16 protein-coding genes are annotated in these 23,670 nt (G+C 68.8%); 14 read left to right on the top strand and 2 right to left on the bottom strand.

The genetic code is table 11. The features are described from left to right. Window positions 1–5 precede the first annotated feature (5 nt). Genes modA through QRN34_RS08810 form a run of 6 tightly spaced genes read left to right on the top strand, consistent with a single transcriptional unit; the run spans window position 6 to window position 4,793 of the window. The gene (gene modA, locus QRN34_RS08785; protein WP_285403859.1) at window positions 6–752 is read left to right on the top strand and encodes a molybdate ABC transporter substrate-binding protein; all 747 of its coding nucleotides are present in this window, start codon (window positions 6–8) and stop codon (window positions 750–752) included. Between the two features lie 6 nt (window positions 753–758). Next, a complete protein-coding gene (modB, locus tag QRN34_RS08790; RefSeq protein WP_285403861.1) occupies window positions 759–1,433 on the top strand; it encodes a molybdate ABC transporter permease subunit in 675 nt (224 codons plus the stop codon). Beyond that, window positions 1,430–2,161 (top strand): ATP-binding cassette domain-containing protein, encoded by a 732-nt coding sequence (locus tag QRN34_RS08795; protein ID WP_285403863.1) that lies wholly within the window; start codon window positions 1,430–1,432, stop codon window positions 2,159–2,161. The genes modB and QRN34_RS08795 overlap by 4 nt, the downstream gene beginning before the upstream one ends. Window positions 2,162–2,165: 4 nt before the next feature. Further along, window positions 2,166–3,113: a YbhN family protein gene (locus tag QRN34_RS08800; RefSeq protein WP_285403865.1), complete on the top strand. Its 948-nt coding sequence runs from the start codon at window positions 2,166–2,168 to the stop codon at window positions 3,111–3,113. Next, a complete protein-coding gene (locus QRN34_RS08805) occupies window positions 3,110–4,261 on the top strand; it encodes a serine hydrolase (protein WP_285403867.1) in 1,152 nt (383 codons plus the stop codon). The genes QRN34_RS08800 and QRN34_RS08805 overlap by 4 nt, the downstream gene beginning before the upstream one ends. A 55-nt stretch (window positions 4,262–4,316) precedes the next feature. Then, window positions 4,317–4,793 (top strand): T6SS immunity protein Tdi1 domain-containing protein, encoded by a 477-nt coding sequence (locus QRN34_RS08810; protein ID WP_285403869.1) that lies wholly within the window; start codon window positions 4,317–4,319, stop codon window positions 4,791–4,793. Here QRN34_RS08810 and QRN34_RS08815 read toward each other — a convergent pair. Further along, window positions 4,783–5,778, bottom strand: coding sequence for an HWE histidine kinase domain-containing protein (locus tag QRN34_RS08815; RefSeq protein ID WP_285403871.1), 996 nt, complete (start codon window positions 5,776–5,778; stop codon window positions 4,783–4,785). The two genes, QRN34_RS08810 and QRN34_RS08815, sit on opposite strands and share 11 nt — an antisense overlap. 434 nt (window positions 5,779–6,212) lie before the next feature. Here QRN34_RS08815 and QRN34_RS08820 point away from each other — a divergent pair, with 434 nt between their 5' ends. From QRN34_RS08820 to QRN34_RS08830, 3 genes are all read left to right on the top strand, one after another. Then, complete coding sequence (locus QRN34_RS08820; RefSeq protein ID WP_285403873.1) at window positions 6,213–12,245, top strand: alpha-2-macroglobulin; 6,033 nt, start codon at window positions 6,213–6,215, stop codon at window positions 12,243–12,245. A 47-nt stretch (window positions 12,246–12,292) separates the two neighbouring features. Continuing rightward, window positions 12,293–14,659: a penicillin-binding protein 1C gene (gene pbpC / locus QRN34_RS08825; protein WP_285403874.1), complete on the top strand. Its 2,367-nt coding sequence runs from the start codon at window positions 12,293–12,295 to the stop codon at window positions 14,657–14,659. A gap of 102 nt (window positions 14,660–14,761) precedes the next feature. Then, complete coding sequence (locus QRN34_RS08830) at window positions 14,762–16,087, top strand: methyl-accepting chemotaxis protein (protein WP_285403876.1); 1,326 nt, start codon at window positions 14,762–14,764, stop codon at window positions 16,085–16,087. 19 nt (window positions 16,088–16,106) lie between these two features. Here QRN34_RS08830 and QRN34_RS08835 read toward each other — a convergent pair whose 3' ends face one another. Beyond that, entirely contained in the window at window positions 16,107–16,931 is an 825-nt protein-coding gene (locus tag QRN34_RS08835; protein WP_285403878.1) for a helix-turn-helix domain-containing protein, read from the bottom strand. Window positions 16,932–17,096: 165 nt separating this feature from the next. Between QRN34_RS08835 and QRN34_RS08840 the strand changes: the two genes are divergently transcribed. The 5 genes from QRN34_RS08840 to trbB all read left to right on the top strand — a co-directional run bounded on the left by QRN34_RS08840 (window position 17,097) and on the right by trbB (window position 23,663). Then, window positions 17,097–18,491: a sugar porter family MFS transporter gene (locus QRN34_RS08840; protein WP_285403879.1), complete on the top strand. Its 1,395-nt coding sequence runs from the start codon at window positions 17,097–17,099 to the stop codon at window positions 18,489–18,491. A gap of 254 nt (window positions 18,492–18,745) precedes the next feature. Then, window positions 18,746–19,291, top strand: coding sequence for a fimbrial protein (locus QRN34_RS08845; protein ID WP_285403880.1), 546 nt, complete (start codon window positions 18,746–18,748; stop codon window positions 19,289–19,291). A 63-nt stretch (window positions 19,292–19,354) separates the two neighbouring features. Beyond that, window positions 19,355–20,092 carry a fimbria/pilus periplasmic chaperone gene (locus QRN34_RS08850; RefSeq protein ID WP_285403882.1) on the top strand — a complete coding sequence of 246 codons (738 nt, stop codon included), beginning with the start codon at window positions 19,355–19,357 and terminating at the stop codon, window positions 20,090–20,092. Further along, complete coding sequence (locus QRN34_RS08855) at window positions 20,089–22,695, top strand: fimbria/pilus outer membrane usher protein (protein ID WP_285403884.1); 2,607 nt, start codon at window positions 20,089–20,091, stop codon at window positions 22,693–22,695. Before QRN34_RS08850 ends, QRN34_RS08855 begins: the two co-directional genes overlap by 4 nt. Next, on the top strand, window positions 22,695–23,663 hold the full coding sequence (trbB, locus tag QRN34_RS08860) for a P-type conjugative transfer ATPase TrbB (RefSeq protein WP_285403886.1): 969 nt from the start codon (window positions 22,695–22,697) through the stop codon (window positions 23,661–23,663). The genes QRN34_RS08855 and trbB overlap by 1 nt, the downstream gene beginning before the upstream one ends. Window positions 23,664–23,670: the final 7 nt, after the last annotated feature.

A 23,670-nucleotide genomic window follows, 5' to 3' on the forward strand; every position in this document is an offset into this window, starting at 1 on the left:
TCCCCATGCAGCTCCGGTCGCTCCTCGCGCTGTGCCTCCTTGCCGGCCCTGGCCTGGCGTCGGCCGCCGACCTGACGGTATCGGCCGCGTCCAGCCTCACGGACGCGTTCCGGGCGGTCGGCACCGCGTACGAAACCACCCATCCCGGCACCCACGTGGTGCTCAATGTCGCGGCATCCGATGTGCTGCTCAGGCAGATCGCCAACGGCGCGCCGGCGGATGTCTTCGCGTCGGCCGACCAGACGGCAATGGACAAGGCCGTCGCCGCCGGCGCCATCGATGTGGCCACGCGGCGGGACTTCGCCAGCAATCGCCTCGTGCTGATCGTTCCGAAGGATGCCAGCGTGCATGTCGGGTCGACGGCCGACCTGCGCCAGCCGGCGGTCAAGCGCGTGGCCTACGGCGATCCGGCTTCGGTGCCGGTGGGTCGTTACACCCAGGCCGCGCTGCAGCAGCAGGGCCTGTGGGAGGCGGTATCGGCCAAGGGCGTACTTGCCCAGAACGTGCGGCAAAGCCTCGATTACGTCGCACGGGGCGAAGTGGACGCGGGCTTCGTGTTCGCCACGGATGCCACCGTCATGAAGGATCGGGTGAACGTCGTTGCCACGGTGCCGACGCCGCGCCCCATCCGCTATCCCATCGCCGTGGTCGCGGGCACGGCGCATGCGGCCGACGCGGCGTCGTTCTCGGCGTTCGTGCAGTCGGCCGATGGTCGGCGCATCCTGGCGTCGTTCGGTTTCCAGGCGCCCTGAGGCACCGTGGGAGCCGCCTGGATTCCCCTGGCGCTGTCGCTCAAGGTGGCGCTCTGGGCCACCGCGATCAACCTCGTGCTCGGCGTCGCGGTAGCCTTCGGCCTGTCCCGCTGGCGTTCACCGGCACGCGATGTCGTGGACGCGGTGCTGACCCTGCCGCTGGTGTTGCCGCCCACGGTACTCGGCTATTACCTGCTGGTGCTTCTCGGCCGCCGCGGCCGCGTGGGGGCGTGGCTGCACGAACTGGGAATCGATCTGGTATTCACCTGGCAAGGTGCGGTGATCGCCGCCACGCTGGTTGCGTTCCCGCTGGTGCACAAGGCCGCCCGCGCCGCCTTCGAGGCGGTCGATCCGCAACTGGAAAGCGCCGCCCGCGTTCTCGGCCTGCGCGAGGCCGCGGTGTTCTTCCGCGTGTCGCTGCCGCTGGCCGCGCGCGGCATCACCGCCGGCGTGCTGCTCGCGTTCGCCCGCGCGCTGGGTGAGTTCGGGGCCACGCTGATGATCGCGGGCAACCTGCCGGGGCGTACGCAGACGCTTTCCGTCGCGATCTATACCGCCGTGCAGGCCGGCGACGATCGCTCTGCCGCCCTGATGGTGGCGGTGACGTCCGTGACCTGCGTGGCCGTGCTGCTGCTCGCCGGCCGGCTCGCGCCGGACCCTGTACGGCGGATGCGCCCGTGACGGTCGACGTGGCGCTGCGCACGACGCTGTGTGCCGACGAACGTCGCTTCACGCTGGATGTGGCGCTGCGCTCGGACCATCGCCGCATCGTGCTGTTCGGTCCTTCCGGTGCGGGCAAGAGCCTCACGCTGCGCGCCATGGCCGGCTTGATCGTGCCGGAGGCCGGTCATGTTCGTGTCGACGGCCGCACGCTGTTCGATGCCGGCACCCGCGTGAACCTGCCCCCGCGCCAGCGCGGCCTGGCTTACGTGTTCCAGGACTACGCGTTGTTTCCCCACCTGACCGTGGCACAGAACATCGGTTTCGGGCTGCGTGGCGGCTGGCTCAATCCGTCCCGCCGGGGCCGGGATGCGCGCGTGGAGCGCTGGCTGGCTGCGTTCGAACTGGCCGGGGTGGCCGACAGCTACCCGGCGCGGATCTCCGGGGGCCAGCGCCAGCGCGTGGCCCTGGCCCGCGCGCTGGCGACGGAACCGAAGGGACTGCTGCTGGACGAGCCGTTCGCCGCCCTGGACCCCGCACTGCGGGGGCGCATGCGCGACGAATTGCTGGCCATGCAGGCCCGGCTGGACCTGCAACTGGTCGTCATCACCCATGATCCGGCCGATGTGACGGCGCTGGAAGGGGATACCTTCGAACTGTGCGAGGGCAGGGTGGTCGGTCGGTCACGGCCATCGTCGCGGTCGTGGGATCATGGCGCCTTTCCCGGGCAGCGTCCCATGGCAGAGTAACGCGGTGACGCACACCCACAACGAACCACCCCCGAAGCACGCCACCCGCCGCGCGGCCAAGTACCTGCTGGCGGCGGCGTTCGTGGGCGTGGCCGCCTTCCTGCTGCACCGCTACATCGCACGGATGTCGTGGCACGACATCCGTGCGGCCCTCGAGCGCATCCCGCGCTGGCATGTCGTGGCATCCATCGGCGCCACGCTGGTCAGCTGGGGCTGCCTCACCGCGTACGACGTGTTCGCCGTGGAGACGGTGGTGCCAGGCCGGGTGCCGATGCGGATGAAGCTCTTTTCCGGTGCCACCACGCACGCCATCTGCAATGCCCTGGGCTTCCATGCCATCACGGGGACGGCGCTGCGCTATCGCATGTTGTCCACACGCGGGGTGGGCGCGGCCGATGTGGCGCGCGTGGTCGGCCTGGTCGGCTTCGCGGTGGCCCTGGGCTTCGCCTCGGTCACCGCGATCGCGCTGCTGCTCGAACCGTCCATCGCGCACGGTTGGGGGCGCTGGCCGGGTGTCGCGCTGGTGATCCTTTTCGTCGTCCTGCTGCGCTGGCTGGCGGGCAAGCACGACGAGCTGACCCTGTGGAAGTTCTCCACCCCGGTGCCGTCCGCGCGCTCCGCCGGCGCGCAGATCGCCATCGGCACGCTGGAAATGATCGCCGCCATCGCCGCCATGTACCTGCTGCTGCCCGTCGATATCGCCGGCAGCTTCCTCGACTTCGCGCCGATCTACGTCGGCGCCATCCTCGCGGGCATCATCAGCAACACGCCCGGGGGCATCGGTGCCTTCGAGGCACTGACCCTGGCGGCGTTCCCGCAGGAACAACGCGCCACCGTGCTCGCGGCGCTGCTCGCTTACCGGGTCATCTACGGGCTGGGCCCGTTCGTCCTCGCCTCGCTGGCGCTGGGTGGCTTCGAGCTGCGTCGTCGTCGCACCCGGGGCGTGGCGTGACCCGCTGCCTGCGGCGGGTCGGCCTGGGCGGGCTGTTGCTGGCCCTGGGGGCATGCGCCGTGCCGCATGCCCGCCGCACCGATGTGCTGTTCTGGAACCAGCCGCAGCGCGAAGCCGCCTTCCGGGCGATGGATACCCATTACGCAAGCAACGTCGTCCACCACGGCACACCGTATCCGCTGCCTGCCGGCACGCCGCTGCATCCGCGCTTCGCCGACGGCACGACGCTCGAGCGCTACATGGCCGACCACCACGTGGCCGGCATCATGGTGGTCCAGCACGGCAAGGTGCGCCTGGAGCGCTACGGCCTGGGTGCCGGGCCCGCCACGCGATGGACGTCGTTCTCGGTCGCCAAGTCGTTCACCGCCACGCTGGTCGGCGCGGCCCTGCACGACGGGGCCATCCACGGCCTGGACGACAAGGTCATCCGCTACCTCCCGGAACTGGCCGCGGGTGCGTACCGCGACGTCACCGTGCGCCAGTTGCTGACCATGACCTCCGGCGTGCGCTGGAACGAGGACTACGCCGATCCCGCCTCGGATGTCGCGCGCATGTACGAAGGCACGCGCCAGCCCGGCGTGCCCCTGCTGGTCTCGTACATGGCCGCGCTGCCGCGCCAGTTCGCGCCCGGGCAGCAGTGGGTCTACAAGACCGGCGAAACCGATCTGGTCGGCATCCTGGTCACGCGTGCCACCGGCAGGACGCTGGCCGCGTACCTCGCCGAGAAGGTCTGGGAGCCGTATGGCATGGGCAGCGACGCGTTCTGGCTGAAGGACGATGTGGACGGGACGGAAGCCGGTGGCTCCGGCGTGTCGGCCACGCTGGGCGACTACGCGCGCTTCGGCCAGTTCCTCCTCGATGGCGGTAGGGCGGGTGGACGGCAGGTGCTGGACGACGGCTGGCTGGCGGACGCCACGGCGAAGCATGCCGACATCGGCGCACCCGGTCGGGGCTACGGCTACCAATGGTGGACCTACGACGACGGCGGCTATGCGGGCATCGGCATCTTCGGCCAGCTGCTCCATGTCGATCCGGCGCGGGAACTGGTCATCGTGCAGCTGGCCGCATGGCCCGTCGCGACCAGCGATGCGGAGGCGCTCGCGCGGGCGGCGTTCGTCAGGGCCGTAATCGCGGGGGCGGGCGACTGAGCCATGCCGGGGGCGTAAACTGTGCCGTCCCCCACCGATCGCAAGGCCCATCCCCATGGCCCTCACCTGGAACGACCTCATCTGCACGCCCGACAAGGATGCCATCGACGCACTGGCCGAATCCTGGGCGTGGCGCATCGGCGACGGCTATACCCCGCTGTTGTTCACCGCCCTGGGCGACCTGTTCTACGAGGCGGACGAGGGCGGCATCTTCTGGCTCAACACCGGCACCGCCGAACTCGAGCGCGTGGCCGAGAGCGTGCCGGGCTTCAACCAGTTGCTGCGCGAGGAGATCGCGGACGAATGGCTGCTGCCGTCGCTGGTCGAAGCGCTGCTGGAGGCCGGCAAGATACGCGCCGAAGGCGAGTGCTACACCTACGTCACGCTGCCCATCTTCGCCGAGGGCGAGTACACCGTCGACAACCTCAACCCCGTGCCGGCCATCGAGCATTTCGAACTGACCGGCTCGGTCCTGCAACAGATGCAGGACCTGCCCGACGGCACGGCAGTCAAGATCGACATCACGCACTGAGCGCGGTGTCGAGCGCCCAGCGCACCCCATCCGCCTCGAAGCAGAGCGTGGAGCGATCGCCGGCCTCGCCACCGAGGCAGCGTTCGATGAAGCGGCTGCCGAAGCCGCGCCCGACGGGGACACTCACGGCCGGGCCGCCCCGTTCCTTCCAGACCAGCCGGAGGCGCTGGCCGCCGGCCTCCATGCATGTCCGCCAGGTGATCGCGACCCGGCCCGTGTCGTTGGACAGCGCGCCGTACTTGACCGCGTTGGTCAACAGCTCGTGCAGCGCCATCGTCAGGGTGACCGCCATCTCCGCGCTCACGACCAGGCAGGGCCCTTCCAGGCGGATGCGCCCGCCGCCGGGGTCGAGCGGGGCGCAGGTGGTGGCGACGAGGTCGCGCAGCGGAACCGTTTCCCAGGCGTTGGCGACCAGTTGGTCCTGCATCGAGGCCAGCGCGCGCAGGCGACCGCCGAAGCAGGCGATCGCGTCGGCCATCGGCCGATCCTCGCGGAAGGTCTGCTCGGCCATGGCCTGCACCACGGTGAGCGTGTTCTTCATGCGGTGGTTCAGGTCGTTGATCAGCACGCGCTGGCTGTGCTGCGCATCACGATGCTCGGTGATGTCCGTGCCGCTGCTGCAGTAACCGGCGAACACGCCGTGGCGCGTGAGGGGCTCACCCTTCGCGGCGATCCAGCGATAGCTGCCGTCGCGCCGACGCAGCCGGTAGTCCAGTGCATACGGTTCGCGCGCGTCGAAGGCACGGGCAACAACGGCGGCGTGCCGGTCCCTGTCTTCCGGGTGGATGCCGTCGATCCATCCGCTGCCTGCTTCCTCGGCGATCGAGCGACCGGTGAAGTCGAGCCAGGTTCGATTGAACCAGTCGTCGTGGCGATCGGCGCCGGTGCGCCGGATCAGGATCGGGGCGACCTCCGCCAGTTCACGGAAATCCGGCTCGTCCGCGCAGCGGGCGCGGTCGAAGGGAAGGGTGGCGCGCTCGCTCATCGTTATTCACCGTCGCTGTCCGCGCGTCGCCTTGCTCCCCCGGCGCGGATTGTCCATGGCGGCCCGGCTGACATCCGTGCAGTCGCACCGTCCGCTCATGTGCGAGCGGACGGCGGCACCATAACGTAAGGCTTTTACGCACGATAGGAGCGCACGCGCTGGTCGTGAACATCGTCACGCCCGCACGAATGCGCTCGTTTTTTCAGAATTATCCTATTGCCACGCTGCCCGTATTGGCATGTTGCCCGACAAACGCCCGAACGCAGGCGCCGTTATGCCAGAATCCGGTCGCGGCGGTGTCATCGGGCACGCGCAGGATGGATCAGGGATCACGTAGGACACCCGGCGCGCCGCCTTCGCGGCGCGCGGGCAGGGGCGTATCCGCCGTTACGGGCTGGGCTGCCGTCACTCATGCAAGGGATGGGAAGGGAACCATGGATCTGCTTCGTTTCATCGTGATGTTGCCCGTGCGCCTGGTGCGTGGCCTCTTCTGGCTGCTCGGCCGCCTGCTTCGCCCCGTGTTCGGCGACATGGCCTGGTCGGCACCGCGTTGGATTCCCGCCACCGGCCAGGCCGCGCGCAGCCGTCCGCTGGCGTTCACCGCCATCGTGGCCGCCGTGCTGGTGGTCGCGGCGGGGGGCTGGTTCGGCTGGCACTGGTGGGAAAACCGGCCGAAACCGGCCGAGCCCAACCGCATCACGTTCGAAGCGCCGGCGCCGGTCATCAGCGACTACGAGCATGTCCCCGCCACCATCCATCCGCTGACGGTGACCTTCTCCGGCTCGGCCGCACGACTGGAGTCGCTGGGCAAGCCGGTGACCGACGGCATCGCGATGGACCCGAAACTGCCCGGCCAGTGGAAGTGGGAAAGCGACCGCGTGCTGACCTTCACGCCCGCCGGCGACTGGCCCGTGGGCCGCAAGATCGAGGTCAGCTTCGACAAGGCCAGGGTGTTCGCGCCGCAGGCGGTACTGGCCGACGACCATTTCAGCGTGTCCACCGCGCCCTTCGCCGCGCGCGTCGTCCACAGCGAGTTCTACCAGGACCCGCAGGACCCCACGCGCAAGAAGACCATCGTACAACTGGGTTTCAACTATCCGGTGGATTCGGCCCAGCTCGAGAAACGCCTTTCCCTCGACCTGCGCGAGAAGAATCAGAAGCGCGGCAGCGACCTGAAGTTCTCGGTGACCTACGACGAGCACCGCCTCAACGCCTTCGTCCACTCGCAGCCGCTGCAACTGCCGCGGGACGACGGCTCCGTCGGCCTGACACTGGACGACGGCGCACGCAGCAGCCGTGGTGGCGACGGTACGCAGAAGGCACTGGAGACCTCGGTGCGCATCCCCGGGCTGTACAGCCTGAAGCTGGACGAGATGACGGCCACGCTGGTGGACAACGCCCGCTTCGAGCCCGAGCAGGTGGTGGTGATGAACTTCGGCGGCCCGGTGAGCGATGCCGAACTGGGCAAGCGCCTGCATGCCTGGCTGGTGCCCGACGACGACAAATACGGTGACGTGTCGCGTATCGGCGAGGCCGACCTGCGCGGTTTCACCGCGCTCAAGCCCGACATCGTGCCGACGGAGACCGACTGGTCGGCGACGCAGAGCTTCCGCTACCACGCCCAGCCCGGCCAGCGCATCTACGTGCGCGTGGACAAGGGCATGAGCGCGTTCGGCGGTTACCTCATGGCCGCACCGCAGGCGCAACTGCTGACCGTGCCCGATTACCCGCGCCTGCTGCGTTTCATGGCCGACGGCTCGCTGCTGTCGCTCAGCGGCGACAAGCGGATATCCGTGGTCTCGCGCAATATCCCCGGCATGCGCGTAGAGGTAGGCCGCGTGCTGCCCGACCAGTTGCAGCACCTGGTGTCGCTCAACCAGGGCAGCTACACCAAACCGGAGATGTACGGCTTCACGCCGGACGACATCGTCGAGCGTTTCGTCAGCAAGGTGTCCTTCCCGCAGGACGAACCGGGCAAGGCCCATTATGAAGGGGTCGACCTGGGCCAGTACCTCGCCGCCGGCAAGCGTGGCGTGTTCCTGCTCAAGTTGTCCGGCTACGACGAGAAGGCGGAGAGGGAAGCCCGCGAGCGCCGGGTGAAGGCGGCACGCGAAGCGGCCGCGCGCGACGCCGGCGCCGATGCCGATGCGGCGGCCGCCGAAGCGGCCAGGGACGACGCCGCCAGCCACGCGCCCTACGACTGGCCGAAGGACGAGCGCCTGGTGGTCATCACCGACCTCGGCGTCATCGCCAAGAAGTCGATGGACGGCAGCCAGGACATCTTCGTGCAGTCCATTCGTAGCGGCGCGCCGGTCGGCGGCGCCTCGGTGGCGGTGATCGCGAGGAACGGCAGCACCTTGTTCACCCAGACCACCAGCGCGGATGGCCTCGCCCACTTCGCCAATCTCAAGGGCTTTACGCAGGAGAAGGCGCCGGCGATGTACGTGGTGCGCCAGGGTGAGGACCTGTCGTTCCTGCCGGTCAGCACGTATGACCGCACCCTGGATTTCTCGCGCTTCGACATCGGCGGCGAGCCCAACGCGCACAGCCAGGGCCAGCTGTCCGGTTATCTTTTCTCCGACCGCGGCATCTACCGTCCCGGCGATCTCTTCCACATCGGCATGATCGTGCGCGCCAACAGCTGGACGCGCAGCGTGGCCGGCATGCCGCTGATCGCCGAGGTGGTCGACCCGCGCGGCACCACCGTGGCGCAGCAGGCGGTGTCCATGGATGCGGCCGGCTTTGCCGAGCTGGACCACACCACGGCCGAGACCTCGCCCACCGGTAACTGGACGGTCAATCTCTACATCGCCAAGGACGGCAAGCCGTATTCGCAGATCGGCAGCACCACGGTGCAGGTGAAGGAATTCCAGCCGGACCGCATGAAGGTTTCGGCAAAGCTTTCCACCGCGGTGGCCGAGGGCTGGGTCAAGCCCTCGCAGCTGAAGGCGATGGTCGACGTGCAGAACCTGTTCGGCACGCCGGCGGCGGATCGTCGCGTCGAAGGCTCGCTGACCCTGCGCCCGGCTTATCCGTCCTTCCCCAGCTACAAGGATTACCACTTCTACGATATCCGCCGGGCCAAGGAGGGCTTCGAGGAAAAGCTGGCCGACGCCAAGACCGACGACAAGGGCCATGCCGAGTTCGCGCTGGACCTGTCGCGCTACGCCGATGCCACCTATCAGCTGTATTTCCTCGCCAAGGCCTATGAAGCGGAAGGCGGTCGCAGTGTCGCCGCCGCCACGCAGGGAATGGTGTCGTCCAACGACTGGCTGGTCGGCTACAAGGCCGTCGACAACCTGGATTACGTGAGCCGTGACGCCACGCGCACGGTCAACTTGGTGGCCATCGATCCCACGGCGAAGCGGATGGCCCTGAACGGGTTGAAGCAGGCGATCGTCGAGACCCGCTTCGTTTCGGTGTTGACGAAACAGGATTCCGGTGTCTTCAAGTACGAATCGAAGGCACGCGAGACGGTGATCTCCGAAACGCCGCTGGCGATTCCCGCCGCTGGGCTGGATGTTCCGCTGCCCACGGACAAGCCGGGCACCTTCGCGCTGGTGGTCAAGGATGCGCAGGGCAAGGAGGTCAACCGCGTGGGCTGGTCCGTGGCGGGCGAGGGCAACGTGTCGCGTTCGCTGGAGCGGAACGCGGAACTGCAGCTCACCCTGTCGAAGAAGGACTATGCGCCGGGTGAAGCGGTGGATATCGCCATCCGTGCGCCGTACGCGGGCAGTGGCCTGATCACCATCGAGCGCGACAAGGTGTACGCGCATGCGTGGTTCCATGCCGACGCCACCAGCAGCGTGCAGCACATCACCGTGCCGGCCGATTTCGAGGGCAACGGTTACATCAACGTGCAGTACGTGCGCGACCCGTCGTCCGACGAGATCTTCATGAGCCCGCTGTCATTCGGCGTGGTGCCCTTCTCGGTCAACATGGACGCACGGCGCAACGCCATCGCGGTGGAATCCCCGGCGCTGGTGAAACCGGGCGACACCGTGACCTTCCACGTCACCTCCCCCAGGCCCACGCGTGCGGTGGTGTTCGCCGTGGACGAAGGCATCCTGCAGGTGGCCCACTACAAGCTGGGCGATCCGCTGCAGTATTTCTTCCGCAAGCGCATGCTCGAGGTGTCCACCTCGCAGATCCTGGACCTGATCATCCCGGACTTCCAGAAGCTGATGACGATGGCGGCACCCGGCGGTGACGCGGACGGTGCCATCGGCCGCCAGCTCAACCCGTTCAAGCGCAAGCGCGACAAACCGGTGGCGTACTGGTCGGGCATCGTCGATGTGGACGGCGCGAAAGACCTGACCTACAAGGTGCCGGATTACTTCAACGGCAAGTTGCGCGTCATGGCGATCAGCGTGTCGCCGGAAACCATCGGCAGCGTCGAGGGCGCGACCACCGTCCGCGGTGACTTCGTCCTCTCGCCCAACGTCCCGACCACGCTGGCACCCGGCGACGAAGCCGAGATCAGCGTCGGCGTAGCCAACAACCTCACGGGCCTGGGCGGCAAGTCCGTGCCGGTGGCGGTCACCCTGAAGACGGGCCCGCAGCTGCAACTGGTCGGCGACGCCTCGAAGACGCTGAGCCTGGCCGAGATGCGCGAGGGCGTGGCGATCTTCCGCGTACGCGCCACCGACACGCTCGGCTCCGGCAACCTGACCTTCACCGCCGCGGCCAGCGGCAAGTCGGCGAAGCAGTCGGTGGATCTCTCGGTCAGGCCGGCGTCGGCCATGCGCACCGACCTCGCCTTCGGTCGCGTGGATGCGCACGGCCGTGCCGATGTGGCGCCGCTGCGCGACATGCACGCGGAATACGCGCGACGCGACGTGGCGTTCTCCTCGGTGCCGGTGGTGCTGGCCCGCGGTTTGGCGGCCTACCTGGTCGACTTCCCCCACTACTGCACCGAGCAGGTCATCAGCGCGGCGATGCCGGCGCTGATCCTCGGCAACCGTCCGGAGTTCGGCGACGTGAAGCCGGCCCGCATGCAGGGCGACACCGCGCCGCCGGCCGACCCGGTGGCTGCGTTGTTCGACGTGCTGCGCGCCCGCCAGAACGGGCAGGGTGGCTTCGGCCTGTGGACGGCCACGCCGGACACGCAGGCCTTCGTCACCGACTACGCCGTGCACTACCTGATCGAGGCGACCGACCGCGGCGTGGCCGTGCCGCGCGACATGCTGTCCGCCGCGGACAACGCGCTGCGGCAGATCGCGGCCGACGACAGCGGCGACACGCTGGCGCAGATGCGCCAGCGCGCCTACGCGGTCTACCTGCTCACGCGCCAGGGCAACGTCACCACCAACGATCTGGCCGCCGTGCAACGGCGCCTGGAAGAGGCGTATCCCAAGGTGTGGAAGGGCGACCTGGCCGCGGCGTGGCTGGCCGCGTCCTACCAGCTGCTGCACCAGGACCGGCTCGCCGCCGACCTGATGGCCCAGCCGCGACGCCTGCTGGGCCGCAAGCCGGCCGACGAGGCGTACAGCTACGCGGACTATTACGACGCCCCGGTCCGCGACGCCACGGTGTTGTACCTGCTGGCCAAGCACTTCCCGGATCAGGCGAAGTCGCTGCCGCCGGAAACCCTCGACGCGCTGGTGCGGCCGCTGGCCAAGGGCCACTACAACACGCTGTCCTCCGGCATGGTCATCCTGGCGCTCGATGCCTGGGCGAAGGAGACCGGTGGCGACGTCGGCAAGCTGTCGATCGGCTCGGTGGTCGCCAATGGCACCGTCACGCCGATCGGTACGCCGCGCGGCGTGCTGCTGGATGCGCACTGGCCGGCCGCGGCACAGCGCCTGCGCCTGGTCAACGACGGCGACAACGCCGCGTGGTACGGCGTGGCGCAGGGTGGCTTCGATCGCAAGCCGTCGACGGACACGCGCAAGGACGGCCTGGAGATCACCCGCAGCTACACCGACACCAAGGGCAAGGCGATCGACAGCCTGGCCACGGGCGATGAGATCGACGTTCATGTGCGCATCCGCTCCACCACCAACGCCTCGGTGTACGACGTCGCCATCGTGGACCTGCTGCCCGGCGGCTTCGAGCCGGTGCTGCAGACGGCGCCACCCGCCGATGCCGCAACGCCCGCGCCTTCGTCCGACGAGGACACGACGACCGCAGACAACGGCGACGCCACGGAGGCCACGGACGCCGACAGCGGCGACGGCCCGGCGGACGCCGAGGGCGAAGGCGACGGTGACGACACGCCAGCCTGGCGCTCGCCGATCGGTAACCCGGAATCCACCTGGAAGCCGGACTACGCCGACGTGCGCGAGGATCGCGTGGTGGTCTACGGCAGTGCCAGCACGGACGTGCAGGAGTTCGTCTATCGGATCAAGGCGACCAATGCTGGCCGGTTCACGATCCCGCCGGTGTTTGCCGAGTCGCTGTACGACCGCGGTACCCAAGGGCGGGCACCCGGCGGCGGTACGCTGACCGTTACGGCCAAACCGTGAGCGGTGCGCATGCGGTGCGCCGCTGCGTTCACTGAGCCGGCGCCCGCATGCGTCTGATGCACCGGCTGCGCCGGGTCGGCTGGCACAACGTCCTCGTGGCGTTGCTGCTGGTCGCGGCCGTGCCGGTCACCTGCCGTCTTTGGCCGCACGAGCCGCTGCGCGCGTGGTTGCCCTCGTCCACGGCGGTCTACGACGCCGACGGGCGGCTGTTGCGGCTGACCCTGGCCAGCGACGACCGCTATCGGCTATGGGTGCCGTTGCGGGACATCGCGCCGGAGCTGGTCGACGGCGTGCTGCTGCACGAGGACCGCTGGTTCCGCTGGCACCCGGGAGTGAGCGCATGGGGCATCGTGCGTGGCGCCTGGGTGACCTACGTACGTCGCGGCAGTCCGCAGGGCGGGTCCACGCTGACCATGCAGCTGGCGCGGCTGATCTGGCACCTGGACACGCGCCGCCCCGCCGGCAAGCTGGTGCAGGTGGCCCGCGCGTTGCAGCTGGAACTGCAATATTCCAAGCACGACATCCTCGAGGCGTATCTCAATGCGGCGCCCTACGGCCGCAACGTGGAAGGCGTCGGCGCCGCCAGCCTCGCCTACTTCGGCAAGCCACCCGCGCGCCTCACCCTGCCCGAGGCGCTGACACTGGCCGTGATTCCGCAGGAACCCTCGCGTGGCGTACCCGGCAGCGCCGGTGGCGCATCCGTCATCGACACCGCGCTGCGCCGATCGCGCGACCGGCTGTTTGCACGCTGGGTGACGACGCATCCGGCGGATGCCGCCATGCAGCCGCTGTTCGCGCTGCCGTTCGCCCTGCGCCCGCTCTCGCGCCTGCCGTTCGAGGCACCGCACTTCGTCGAGCAGGTGCTGGCGGAGCGCCGGCTCGACGGCGACGACGACATGCGCGTGGTGACCACGCTGGACCTTGGCCTGCAGCACAGCCTGGAGCGGCAGGTGCGCCAGTACGTGGCGCGCGGCGGCGAGCGTGGCATCCGCAACGCCGCGGCGCTGCTGGTCGATACGCGCGACATGGGGATCAAGGCCATGGTCGGCTCGGCCGACTACGCCGACGCGTCGATCCAGGGCCAGGTCAACGGTACGCAGGCCAAGCGCTCCCCGGGGTCCACGCTGAAGCCGTTCATCTACGCCCTGGGTTTCGACCAGGGGCTGCTGCATCCGGAGACGGTGCTGCGCGACGTGCCGTCCGCGTTCGGGCCGTACACGCCCGAGAACTTCGACGGCCATTTCCTGGGGCCGGTGACCGCCACGCAGGCGCTCATCCGCAGCCGCAACATCCCTGCCGTGCAGATCGCCGCGCGACTGGCCAGCCCTAACCTGTACCAGTTCCTGCACGACGCCGGCATCTCGCGCATGGCCAGCGAGAAACACTACGGGCTGGCGCTGGTGCTCGGTGGCGGAGAAGTGACCATGCAGGAGTTGTCCGGGCTCTACGCCATGCTGGCCAACCGCGGCCAGCTGCGGCCGTTGCGCACGCTGGCGGCGCAGCCACGGACCCAGGGCACCCGCGTGCTCAGCGAGGAAGCCAGCTTCATGGTGATGGACATGCTGCGGCAGAACCCGCGGCCGGACGATGCCGTGGCCGCGCAGCCTTCGCGCCTGCCGGTGTACTGGAAAACGGGCACGTCGTGGAGTTTCCGCGATGCCTGGACGGCCGGCAGTTTCGGGCCCTATGTCCTGGTGGTATGGATCGGCAACTTCGACGGCGCGGGCAACCCCGCCTTCATCGGCGTGGATGCCGCCGCGCCGCTGTTCTTCCGTATCGCCGACGCGCTGCGCGCCGAGCGTCCGCGCATGGTCGAGCCCGTGCGGCGCAATCCGCCCAACCTGCGCCGGGTGGCCGTCTGCCTGGCCAGCGGCGACCTGCCCAATGCCTGGTGTCCGCAGGTCGGCAGCACCTGGTTCATTCCCGGCAAATCACCCATCCGGCTCAGCACCGTGCACCGGCCCGTGGTTGTGGATACGGCGACGGGCAAGCCGGCGTGCCCTCCCTACGATCCGGCGCGCACACGCACCGACGTCTACGAATACTGGCCCTCCGACCTGGCCCGCGTGTTCGCCCAGGCCGGCATGCCGCGGCGAACACCGCCGGCGCTGCCGGACTGCCAGGGCGGTGGCCAGCTGGCGGGCGATCCGCCGAAAATCACCTCGCCGCTGAAAGGCAGCACCTACCAGATCCGGGTATCGCGACTGGGCAGCGAGCGGGTGGCCTTCACCGCCACCGCCGACGGCGCGTCACGCACGCTGTACTGGTTCGTGGACGATGCCTACCTGGGTAGTGTGCCGAGCGGCCAGAGCCTGATGTGGGCGCCGGAGCGCACCGGTCGCTTCCTGGTGCGCGTGGTCGACGACCGCGGCCGCGCCGACTCGCGCGAGCTGGGCATCGGTGTGGTGGAGTAAGCGTTCCGCGGAATCGCTGTGCGTTTCCGGCAGTGGGTGTTCAGCGGCCCCTCGCGATCGTCGATAAGGATGTTCGAGAGTTCACCAGGGGATAACGCCATCATGGCCATCGGTTTGTTCGCCGGCATGCGCCGGGTCGTCGGGGAGTCGCGCACGGGGTTGCGGGGCAAGCTGGATGCGCTGGACCGCACGCAGGCGGTGATCGAATTCGCGCTGGACGGCACCATCCTCGATGCCAACCGCAACTTCGTCGAGGCCCTGGGCTACGCCGAGCCGGCGGACATCGTGGGCCGCCACCACCGCATCTTCGTCGAGGCCGAGGACGCCGCGTCGCCCGACTACGCCGCGTTCTGGGCCCGGCTGGCGGCCGGCAAGCCGGATGTCGGTCTCTATCGGCGCCGGGGCAGGGACGGCCGCGAGGTCTGGATACAGGCCAGCTACAACCCGGTGCTCAACGCCTTCGGCCGGCCGGTCAAGGTGGTGAAGTTCGCCACCGACGTGACCCAGCAGCGCCTGCGTGCCGCCGACATGGAAGGCCGTCTGGCGGCGATCGACAAGGCACAGGCCGTCATCAGCTTCACGCTGGATGGCACGATTCTCGAGGCCAACGACAACTTCCTCACCACGATGGGCTATACCCGCGACGAGGTGGTCGGCCAGCACCACCGCATGTTCGTCGATGCCGCCGATCGCGAAGGCGCCGATTACCTGGCCTTCTGGCAGAAACTGGGGCGCGGGGAATACGACTCGGCGTTGTACCGCCGCGTGGACCGGCACGGCCGCGAGGTATGGATACAGGGCAGCTACAACCCGATCTTCGACATGTCCGGGCGCCCGTTCAAGGTGGTCAAGTACGCCACCGACGTGACCGCACAGACGCGTGCCTCGCGCACCCTGCATGCCTCCCTGGCCGAGCTGGCCGATACCGTGCCGGCTATCGCGGCGCAGGCCCGCGCGACCAACAACCTGGCCAACGCAGCCAGCCGCTCGGCGGTGGACGGCGGCGCCATGGTGGACGCGGTCATCGCCACGATGTCGGCGATCCAGGCCGGTGCGCGCGACATCTCGGAAATCATCGCGATGATCGACGACATCGCGTTCCAGACCAATATCCTCGCGCTTAACGCCTCCATCGAGGCGGCGCGTTCGGGTATCCACGGCAAGGGTTTCGCCGTGGTGGCGAACGAGGTGCGCATGCTCTCGCAGCGCAGCGCAGAGTCCGCACGCGACATCCGCGAACTCATCGACGGCACGCTGGAGCGGGTGCGTGAGGGCAGCGCCCGCAGTGGCGAGGCAGGCGCGGCCATGCGCGACATCCTGACCTCCGTGGGCACGCTGCTGGAGCGCGTGTCCGACGTGGCCGTGGCGACCACGCAGCAGGCCGGCGGTATCGACAACGTCCGTCGCGCGGTGGCCGAACTGGCCTGACGCATGCGACCAGGCGGCGTCAGTCGGGCGGGGTATCGCTCGGCGGGGGCGGGATATCGCTCGGCGTGGATGGGGTCTGCCAGCGCCGGCCGTGTTCGATCATGTGCAGGCGGATTTCGTCCTCGGCCAGGGCCGCCAGGGCACGCAGGCCGTCCGCCTGGATGATGCTCAGGCCCCGCGGTTCGTTGCCGAACACGCACAGGGTGCCCAGCACGTGACCGTCCGGACCGCGCAGGGGCTGCCCCGCGTAGAAGCGGATATGCGGTTCGCCCAGGACGAGGGGATTGCTGCGGAAGCGATCGTCCCGACGCGCGTCCTCGACCAGCAACAGCCCGTTGCCGAGCACCGCGTGGCTGCAGATCGCCCATCCGCGCGGGGTTTCGTCCAGTTCCAGGCCCTGGCGCGACTTGAACCACTGCCGGCGCGAGGTCAGCAAGGCGATGGCCGCCGTGGGCGCCCCCGCGATCCGTGACGCCAGCCAGGTGATGCGGTCGAAGGCCGGATCCTGCGCCGTGTCCAGCAGGCCGGAGCGGGCGAGCGCGCGCAATCGCCGGGCCTCGTCGGCGTGTACCGGGTAATCCGGATGACGCGCCGGGCGCAGTTCGTCCGGCAGCGTGGCGGGCGACTCGCCCGGGGGCGCCATGCGTTCTTCCAGTAACGCCAGCACGGCGCTGCGCCGCATCCGGCGATGGCCGCCGGGCGTCTTCCACGAGGGCAGCGCGCCCCCCTCGATCCACTTCTGAGCGGTGCTCACGGACACCCCCAGCAACTCGGCCGCATCGCGCGTCGTCACGGTGGGATCGTCGGGGGACTCGTTGGGAATTCGGTCGGTCAAGGTAGCCATCGCGCAGTCTTCACGGCCCAAACTAACACAGCCTGCATCGCACCTCGCATCGCACCGCACCGGGGGACTGCTCGTCACCCCGGCCGCACGCGCTGCACACCACTCGAACACATGTCTAGGCATCCAATGCGGTCGCCCTTTCCCCTCACCGAAGGATGCCCGCCCATGGACGCCCCGCTCGAACGACAGGCCGCCGCTGCCCACCCCCGGGCGGCGATCGTCACCACCTGCATCCTGGCGGCGCTGGCCGGGCTGATGTTCGGCCTGGACATCGGCGTCATCTCCGGTGCCACCCAGTTCATCCAGGCCGACTTCAAGGTGACCGACCACATGATCGAGTGGATCGTGAGTTCGATGATGGGCGGCGCGGCGATCGGTGCGCTGGGTGCGGGCTGGATGTCGGCATCGCTGGGTCGCAAGCGCTCGCTGATCGTCGCCGGCGTCGTCTTCATTGCCGGCTCGCTGTTCTGTGCGGTGGCCGGGTCGCCCCAGATCCTGCTCGTGGCGCGTTTCGTCCTGGGCATCGCCATCGGCGTGGCGACCTTCACCGCACCGCTGTACCTGGCTGAGGTGGCGCCGGAGAAGGTGCGCGGCGCCATGATCTCGACCTACCAGCTGATGATCACCACCGGCATCCTGCTGGCCTTCCTCTCCGACACCGCCTTCAGTGCCAGCGGCAACTGGCGCTGGATGCTGGGGATCATCGCCGCACCGGGCGTGCTGTTCCTCATCGGGCTGTTCTTCCTGCCTGACAGCCCGCGCTGGCTGCTGATGCGTGGCCGCCGCGAGGACGCGCAGGCCGTGCTGGCGAAGCTGCGCGGGGACGCGGCGGTGGTCCGGAACGAGATCGCCGATATCGACGAGCAGCTGAAAACCCGCCAGCACGGCTGGAGCATGTTCGGGCAGAACCCCAACTTCCGCCGCTCGGTCGGCCTGGGCGTGCTGTTGCAGGCCGTCCAGCAGTTCACCGGCATGAACGTGGTGATGTACTACGCGCCGCGCATCTTCAAGGACATGGGCTACGACACCCACGCGCAGATGTGGTTCACCGCCGCCGTGGGCCTGACCAACGTGCTGGCCACCCTGATCGCGTTCGCCTTCGTCGACCGTCTGGGTCGCAAGCCCATTCTCTATGCAGGCTTCACCATCATGGCCGTGGGCCTGGGTGTGGTCGGCACGATGATGAGCCTGGGCATCCATTCCCGCGGCGAGCAGTTCTTCACCGTGGGCATGCTCCTGCTGTTCATCGTGGGCTTCGCCATGTCCGCCGGGCCGCTGATCTGGACGCTGTGTTCCGAGGTGCAGCCGTTGCAGGGACGCGATTTCGGCATCGCCGCGTCCACCTTCACCAACTGGGTGACCAATATGATCGTTGGCGCGACGTTCCTGTCGTTGCTCAGCGGCATCGGCAATGCGCCGACCTTCTGGCTATACGCCGCGCTCAACGCGGTGTTCATCGCGGTCACGTTCTTCCTGGTCCCCGAGACCAAGGGCGTGACGCTGGAACAGATCGAACGCAACCTGATGAGTGGCAAGCCGCTGCGCAAGATTGGCGGCTGAGTGAGCAGCAGCGCACTTCAAAGCCACTTGTAATGAGAAATCTGATCAATCGAGGGCTTGATAGCTGAGAAGGGGGTAGGAAAAAACTCGGATTTTTGAGGTTTATTCCATATGGCTGGGCGGGGGATTCGTACAGAATTCTTGTTGCGCTCGCGTAGTCGAGCTCGGCTGCGTGATGCGCGGGGGTGACCCGTGTCTCCTCCTGCCGACGACCCTCCGGGGCCGTTTCTCAAGTCATACAAAGGGTTAATCGGATGAACCTCAAAGCTATCGCTTCCGCGCTGCTGATCGCCGGGCTTGCCGCGCCATCGGCTTTCGCCTCCACCGGCACCATCACCTTCACCGGCGCCATCACCAACGTCACCTGCACCGTCGACGGTGGTGCGCCGGGCAGCGGCCCCGACTTCACCGTGAACATCGGCTCGGTGAACGCGGCCGATTTCGGTGACGTGGGCACCACCACGGGCAACACCGGCTATCGCATCTACATCGGCAAGGCCGGCGAGACCACCTGCGCCAACGGCACCCGGGTGTGGGCCACCTACGACACCGGTTCCACGGTCGATCCCCTCACCGGCGCCCTGAAGACCAGCGGTGGCGCGTCGGGTGTGCAGGTCCGCCTGTTCGACAAGAACGGCAAGGCCATCGACATCTGGAGCGACACCCAGGACGGGGTGAAGGAAACCGTTTCCGACAACCAGGCCGTGCTGGCCTATTCGGCGTCCTACGAGCGCACAGGCACCGTCGTGGCCGGCGGCGCCAACAGTTCGGTGACCTATACGATCCGCTACGAACAGTAAGCAAGGAACTCGACCGCCGGGCACGCCCGGCGGTCGAACGGCTCACCCGAAGGAACGCCCGTCATGGAAGCAACGAAACGGAATGTCGCGGGGCTGGCGCGCGCGCTGCTGGCGCTGCTGCTGGTCGCCGCCGTACCCGCCTCCGCGGGGGTGGTCATGAATGCCACGCGCTATATCTACAACGCGGGCGATCGCGAGATATCGGTCCGGCTGACCAACAAGGGATCGCTGCCCGTGCTGACCCAGGCCTGGATCGACGACGGCGATGCGCGCTCGACGCCGGAGCATGTCGACGTGCCCTTCAACCTCACGCCGCCCATCGCGCGCGTGGAATCCGGCCGGTCGCAGACGCTGCGCATCGCCTTCACCGACGGCACGCTGCCGGAGGATCGTGAATCGCAGTTCTGGCTGAACGTGCTGGAGGTGCCGCCCAAGGCGGCCGACGGCAGCGAGGGCAACACCATGCAGCTGGCCTTTCGCTACCGGCTGAAACTCTTCTATCGACCGAAGGGCCTGAAGGGCTCGCCGGCACGCGCCGCCGAGGCACTGACCTGGACCCGGTCGCCCGAGGGCACGCTTGCCGTGAGCAATGGCAGTCCTTTTTACGTTGCCCTGAACGAGCTGCGCCTGACCACGCCAAGCGGTGAGGTCGAGGCCGAGCCGCTGTCCATCGCGCCGCATGCCTCGGTGACGCCGCCCTTGCCGAAGGCGCTCCCGCCGGGCCGACTCGATATCCACTACCAGAGCATCAACGATTACGGTGGTTTCGTCGCCCACAGCACGACGATCGACGCGCGATGAAACATGCCACCTGCCCTACCTGGCTGCCCCGGCGGCCGCTTGCGGTCGCCTTCGCGCTGGCCGGCTGCGCCCATGCGGAGGGCGCGTCGCTGGACCCGGCGGTGCCGCAGGCCACCTTCAATCCCGAGTTCATCCACTCTGCCGCCGGCGCCATCGACCTGTCGCGCTTCGAGCGCGGTAACGTCACCCTGCCGGGCCTCTACCAGCCGCGCGTGCTGCTCAACGGCGACGCGGTGCCCGGCCAGTTCGAGGTGCCGTTCCGGGTGGTGGCAGGCAACGACGGAGCCACGCCATGCCTGGACCGAAGCCTGCTGCTGAGGCTGGGGCTCGACCCGCAAAAGCTCCAGCGGCATACGGGTGCGCCGGCCTCGGCGGCAACGGACACCGAAGACGCCTGCGCACCGCTGGAGCGGAGGATTCCTGGCGCCAAGGCGGATTTCGACGACGCGGACCAGGTGCTGCGCATCAGTCTGCCCCAGGCCTTCCTCGCCTCCCGCGCGCGGGGCTACGTCGCGCCCGAGCTGTGGGACGCGGGTGAAAACGCCGCCATGCTCAACTACAACGCCAACCGCTACGACGTACGCGCCGCCGGCCGTCGCTCGACGGCCACGTATGTCGGCCTCCAGGCCGGTGTCAACCTGGGCGGCTGGCGCCTGCGCCAGAGCGGCGGCCTCGACATGGCGGACGGACGGTCGGCCTGGCGCAACACGCTGGTCCACGCGCAGCACGACCTGACAGACCTGCGCGCGCAACTCACCGTGGGCGAGACCTATACGCCGGGCGAGATCCTCGACAGCGTGCGCCTTCGCGGTATCGGCATCGCCAGCGACCCGCGCATGCTGCCTGCGTCCCAGCGGGGTTACGCGCCGGTGATCCGCGGCGTGGCCGAGGGCAACGCGCAGGTGACCGTGCGCCAGAACGGCTACATCATCCACAGCAGCACGGTGGCGCCGGGTCCGTTCGAGATCGACGACCTTTATCCCACCGGGTACGGCAGTGACCTGGAAGTCACCGTGACCGAGGCGGACGGTCGCACCCGCACCACGCTGGTGCCCTACACCGCCGTGCCGCAGATGCTGCGCGAAGGCTCCACGCGTTTCGCCGTGTGGGCGGGGCAGGTGGACGAAGCCTCCGTGCGGGATACACCCTTCGTCGCCCAGGGCTCGTTCCAGTACGGCGCCACGGTCAACAGCACCGTCTACACCGGCGGCACGGTCTCCAACAGCTATGCCTCGGGTCTGGTCGGCCTGGCCGTGAACCTGCCCGTCGGCGCGGTCGCCCTGGATGTAACGACGTCGCGCGCGGCCATGCGCCGCGAGCGCATCCGCCGCGGCACCAGCACGCGCCTGCGCTACAGCCGCACGCTCGGGGAAACCGGCACGAGCTTCGCCGTCGCGGCCTACCGTTTCTCCACCCGCGATTACCTCGGCGTCACCGACGCATCGCGCTGGCGCAGCCGGCTTCGGCATGGCACGGGCGAGGTGCTGCCTTCCGGCGAACGCGGGCGCCTGGATGCGAACCTCGGGCAGAACCTGGGCACCGGCCGCGTGTCGCTGACCGGCTCCATGGTGGACTATTGGGGACGATCCTCGCGGGACCTCGACTTCACCCTCGCCTATGCGGGCTCGCTGCGCGAGGCGTTCTACAACGTCTCGCTGCAACGCTCCCGCATCGGTTCGTCGCTGGCCGGGGCCTTCGATGCGCGTACGCGTACCCGCACCGACACCACGCTGTACGTGTCGTTCAACGTGCCGCTGGGCCACACGACCGGTGCACCTGCGCTGGGAGCGTCCTATACCGGAAGCGGCAGGCGCGAAAGCACGCTGACCGCCACGCTCAACGGTCCGCTGGCCGGCCACGACGACCTCACCTACGCCCTGGCGGCCACCCGTGCCGGGGCGGACGCCGGCACGTCGCGGCAGACCGGCAGCGCCAACCTGGCCTACCGCGGCCAGACGGGCGCCTATCGGGTCGGCCTCAGTCGGGCGGGCGGTGCCTCCACCCAGTATTCCCTCGGCGCCACGGGCGCGGTCGTGGCGCACCGCGACGGCATCACCTTTACCCAGGAACTGGGCGAGACCAATGCGATCGTGCATGCCCCCGGCGCCGCCGGCGCGCGTATCGAAAGCCACGCCGGGGTGCGCCTGGATCGCCACGGCAACGCGGTGATCCGCGGCCTGCAGCCCTATCAGATCAACCAGGTGTCGATCGATCCGCGTGGCGCGTCGCACGACGTCCACCTGCACAACACCAGCGAGGTGGCGGTGCCGCGGGCCGGCGCGATGGCGCGCCTGAACTACCCGACGGAACAGGCGCGGGCCGTGCTGATCCACGCCAGCCTTCCCGACGGTGCGCCCCTGCCGTTCGGCGCATCGGTGCACGACGACGACGGCCGGGCGGTCGGCGTGGTCGGCCAGGGCAGCAAGGTGTTTACGCGCGGCGCGATGCCCGGCACCCGCCTGCGGGTCAGCTGGCCCGGCGGCAGTTGCCGCATCGTGTTGCCCTCGTCGTGGGACAGCCTGCCGCTGCATGGCCTGCATCGCGCCTGGCGCTCGGCCTGCGAGCAGGAGGACGACGTCGCCCACCACGACAAGGCCGCCTGATGGAACACGGACAGAGCGGTGCCTCCTCTGCCGTCGTGCGTGCACGGGCACGCGAAAAGCTGCGGCGCGACCTGGGCGATGCCTTCCTGCACGCCTTCGGCGATCCGGACACGGTGGAGATCATGCTCAATGCGGACCATCGGCTCTGGCAGGAACGCCTGGGCGAAGGCATGCGTTGCGTCGGCAGCATGCGACCAAGCCAGTCGGAGGCGGTGATCAAGACGATCGCCGGCTACTACGGCAAGGAGATCACGCGCGCGCACCCGGTGCTCGAGTCCGAATTTCCGCTGGATGGCTCGCGCTTCGCCGCCCAGCTGCCGCCGATCGTGCGCGCGCCCACGTTCGCCCTGCGCAAGAAAGCGGTGTCGATCTTCGGCTTCGACGACTACGTGGCGGCCGGCACGATGACGTGCGCGCAGCGCGACCTGTTGCTGGACGCGATACGTCGGCATCGCAACATTTTGGTGATCGGTGGCACCGGCTCGGGCAAGACCACACTGATCAACGCGGTGATCCGCGAGATGGTCAGGCTGGACGAGCGCGAACGCGTCTTCATCATCGAGGACACCGGCGAAATCCAGTGCATGGCGGAGAACTTCGTGCAGTACCGGACCTCGCCCGATATCGACATGACCCGGCTGCTGCGTACCTCGCTGCGCATGCGTCCGGATCGCATCCTGGTGGGCGAGGTGCGTGGACCCGAGGCGCTGGACCTGCTGATGGCGTGGAACACCGGCCACGAAGGCGGCGCCGCCACGCTGCACGCCAACGATGCGAAAGCCGGGCTGTCGCGGCTGTCGCTGCTGATCAGCATGCATCGCGACGCGCCCCGACTCATCGAGCCGTTGATCGGCGAGGCGGTGCACCTGCTGGTCCATATCGCCCGCACCGTCGGCGGCCGTCGCGTCCAGGACATCGTGGCCGTGGACGGCTACGAGAACGGCCGCTACCTGTTGCGCACTCTTTGAAACGAAG

Source organism: Luteibacter sp. ME-Dv--P-043b (assembly GCF_030209605.1).
Taxonomy (GTDB): domain Bacteria; phylum Pseudomonadota; class Gammaproteobacteria; order Xanthomonadales; family Rhodanobacteraceae; genus Luteibacter.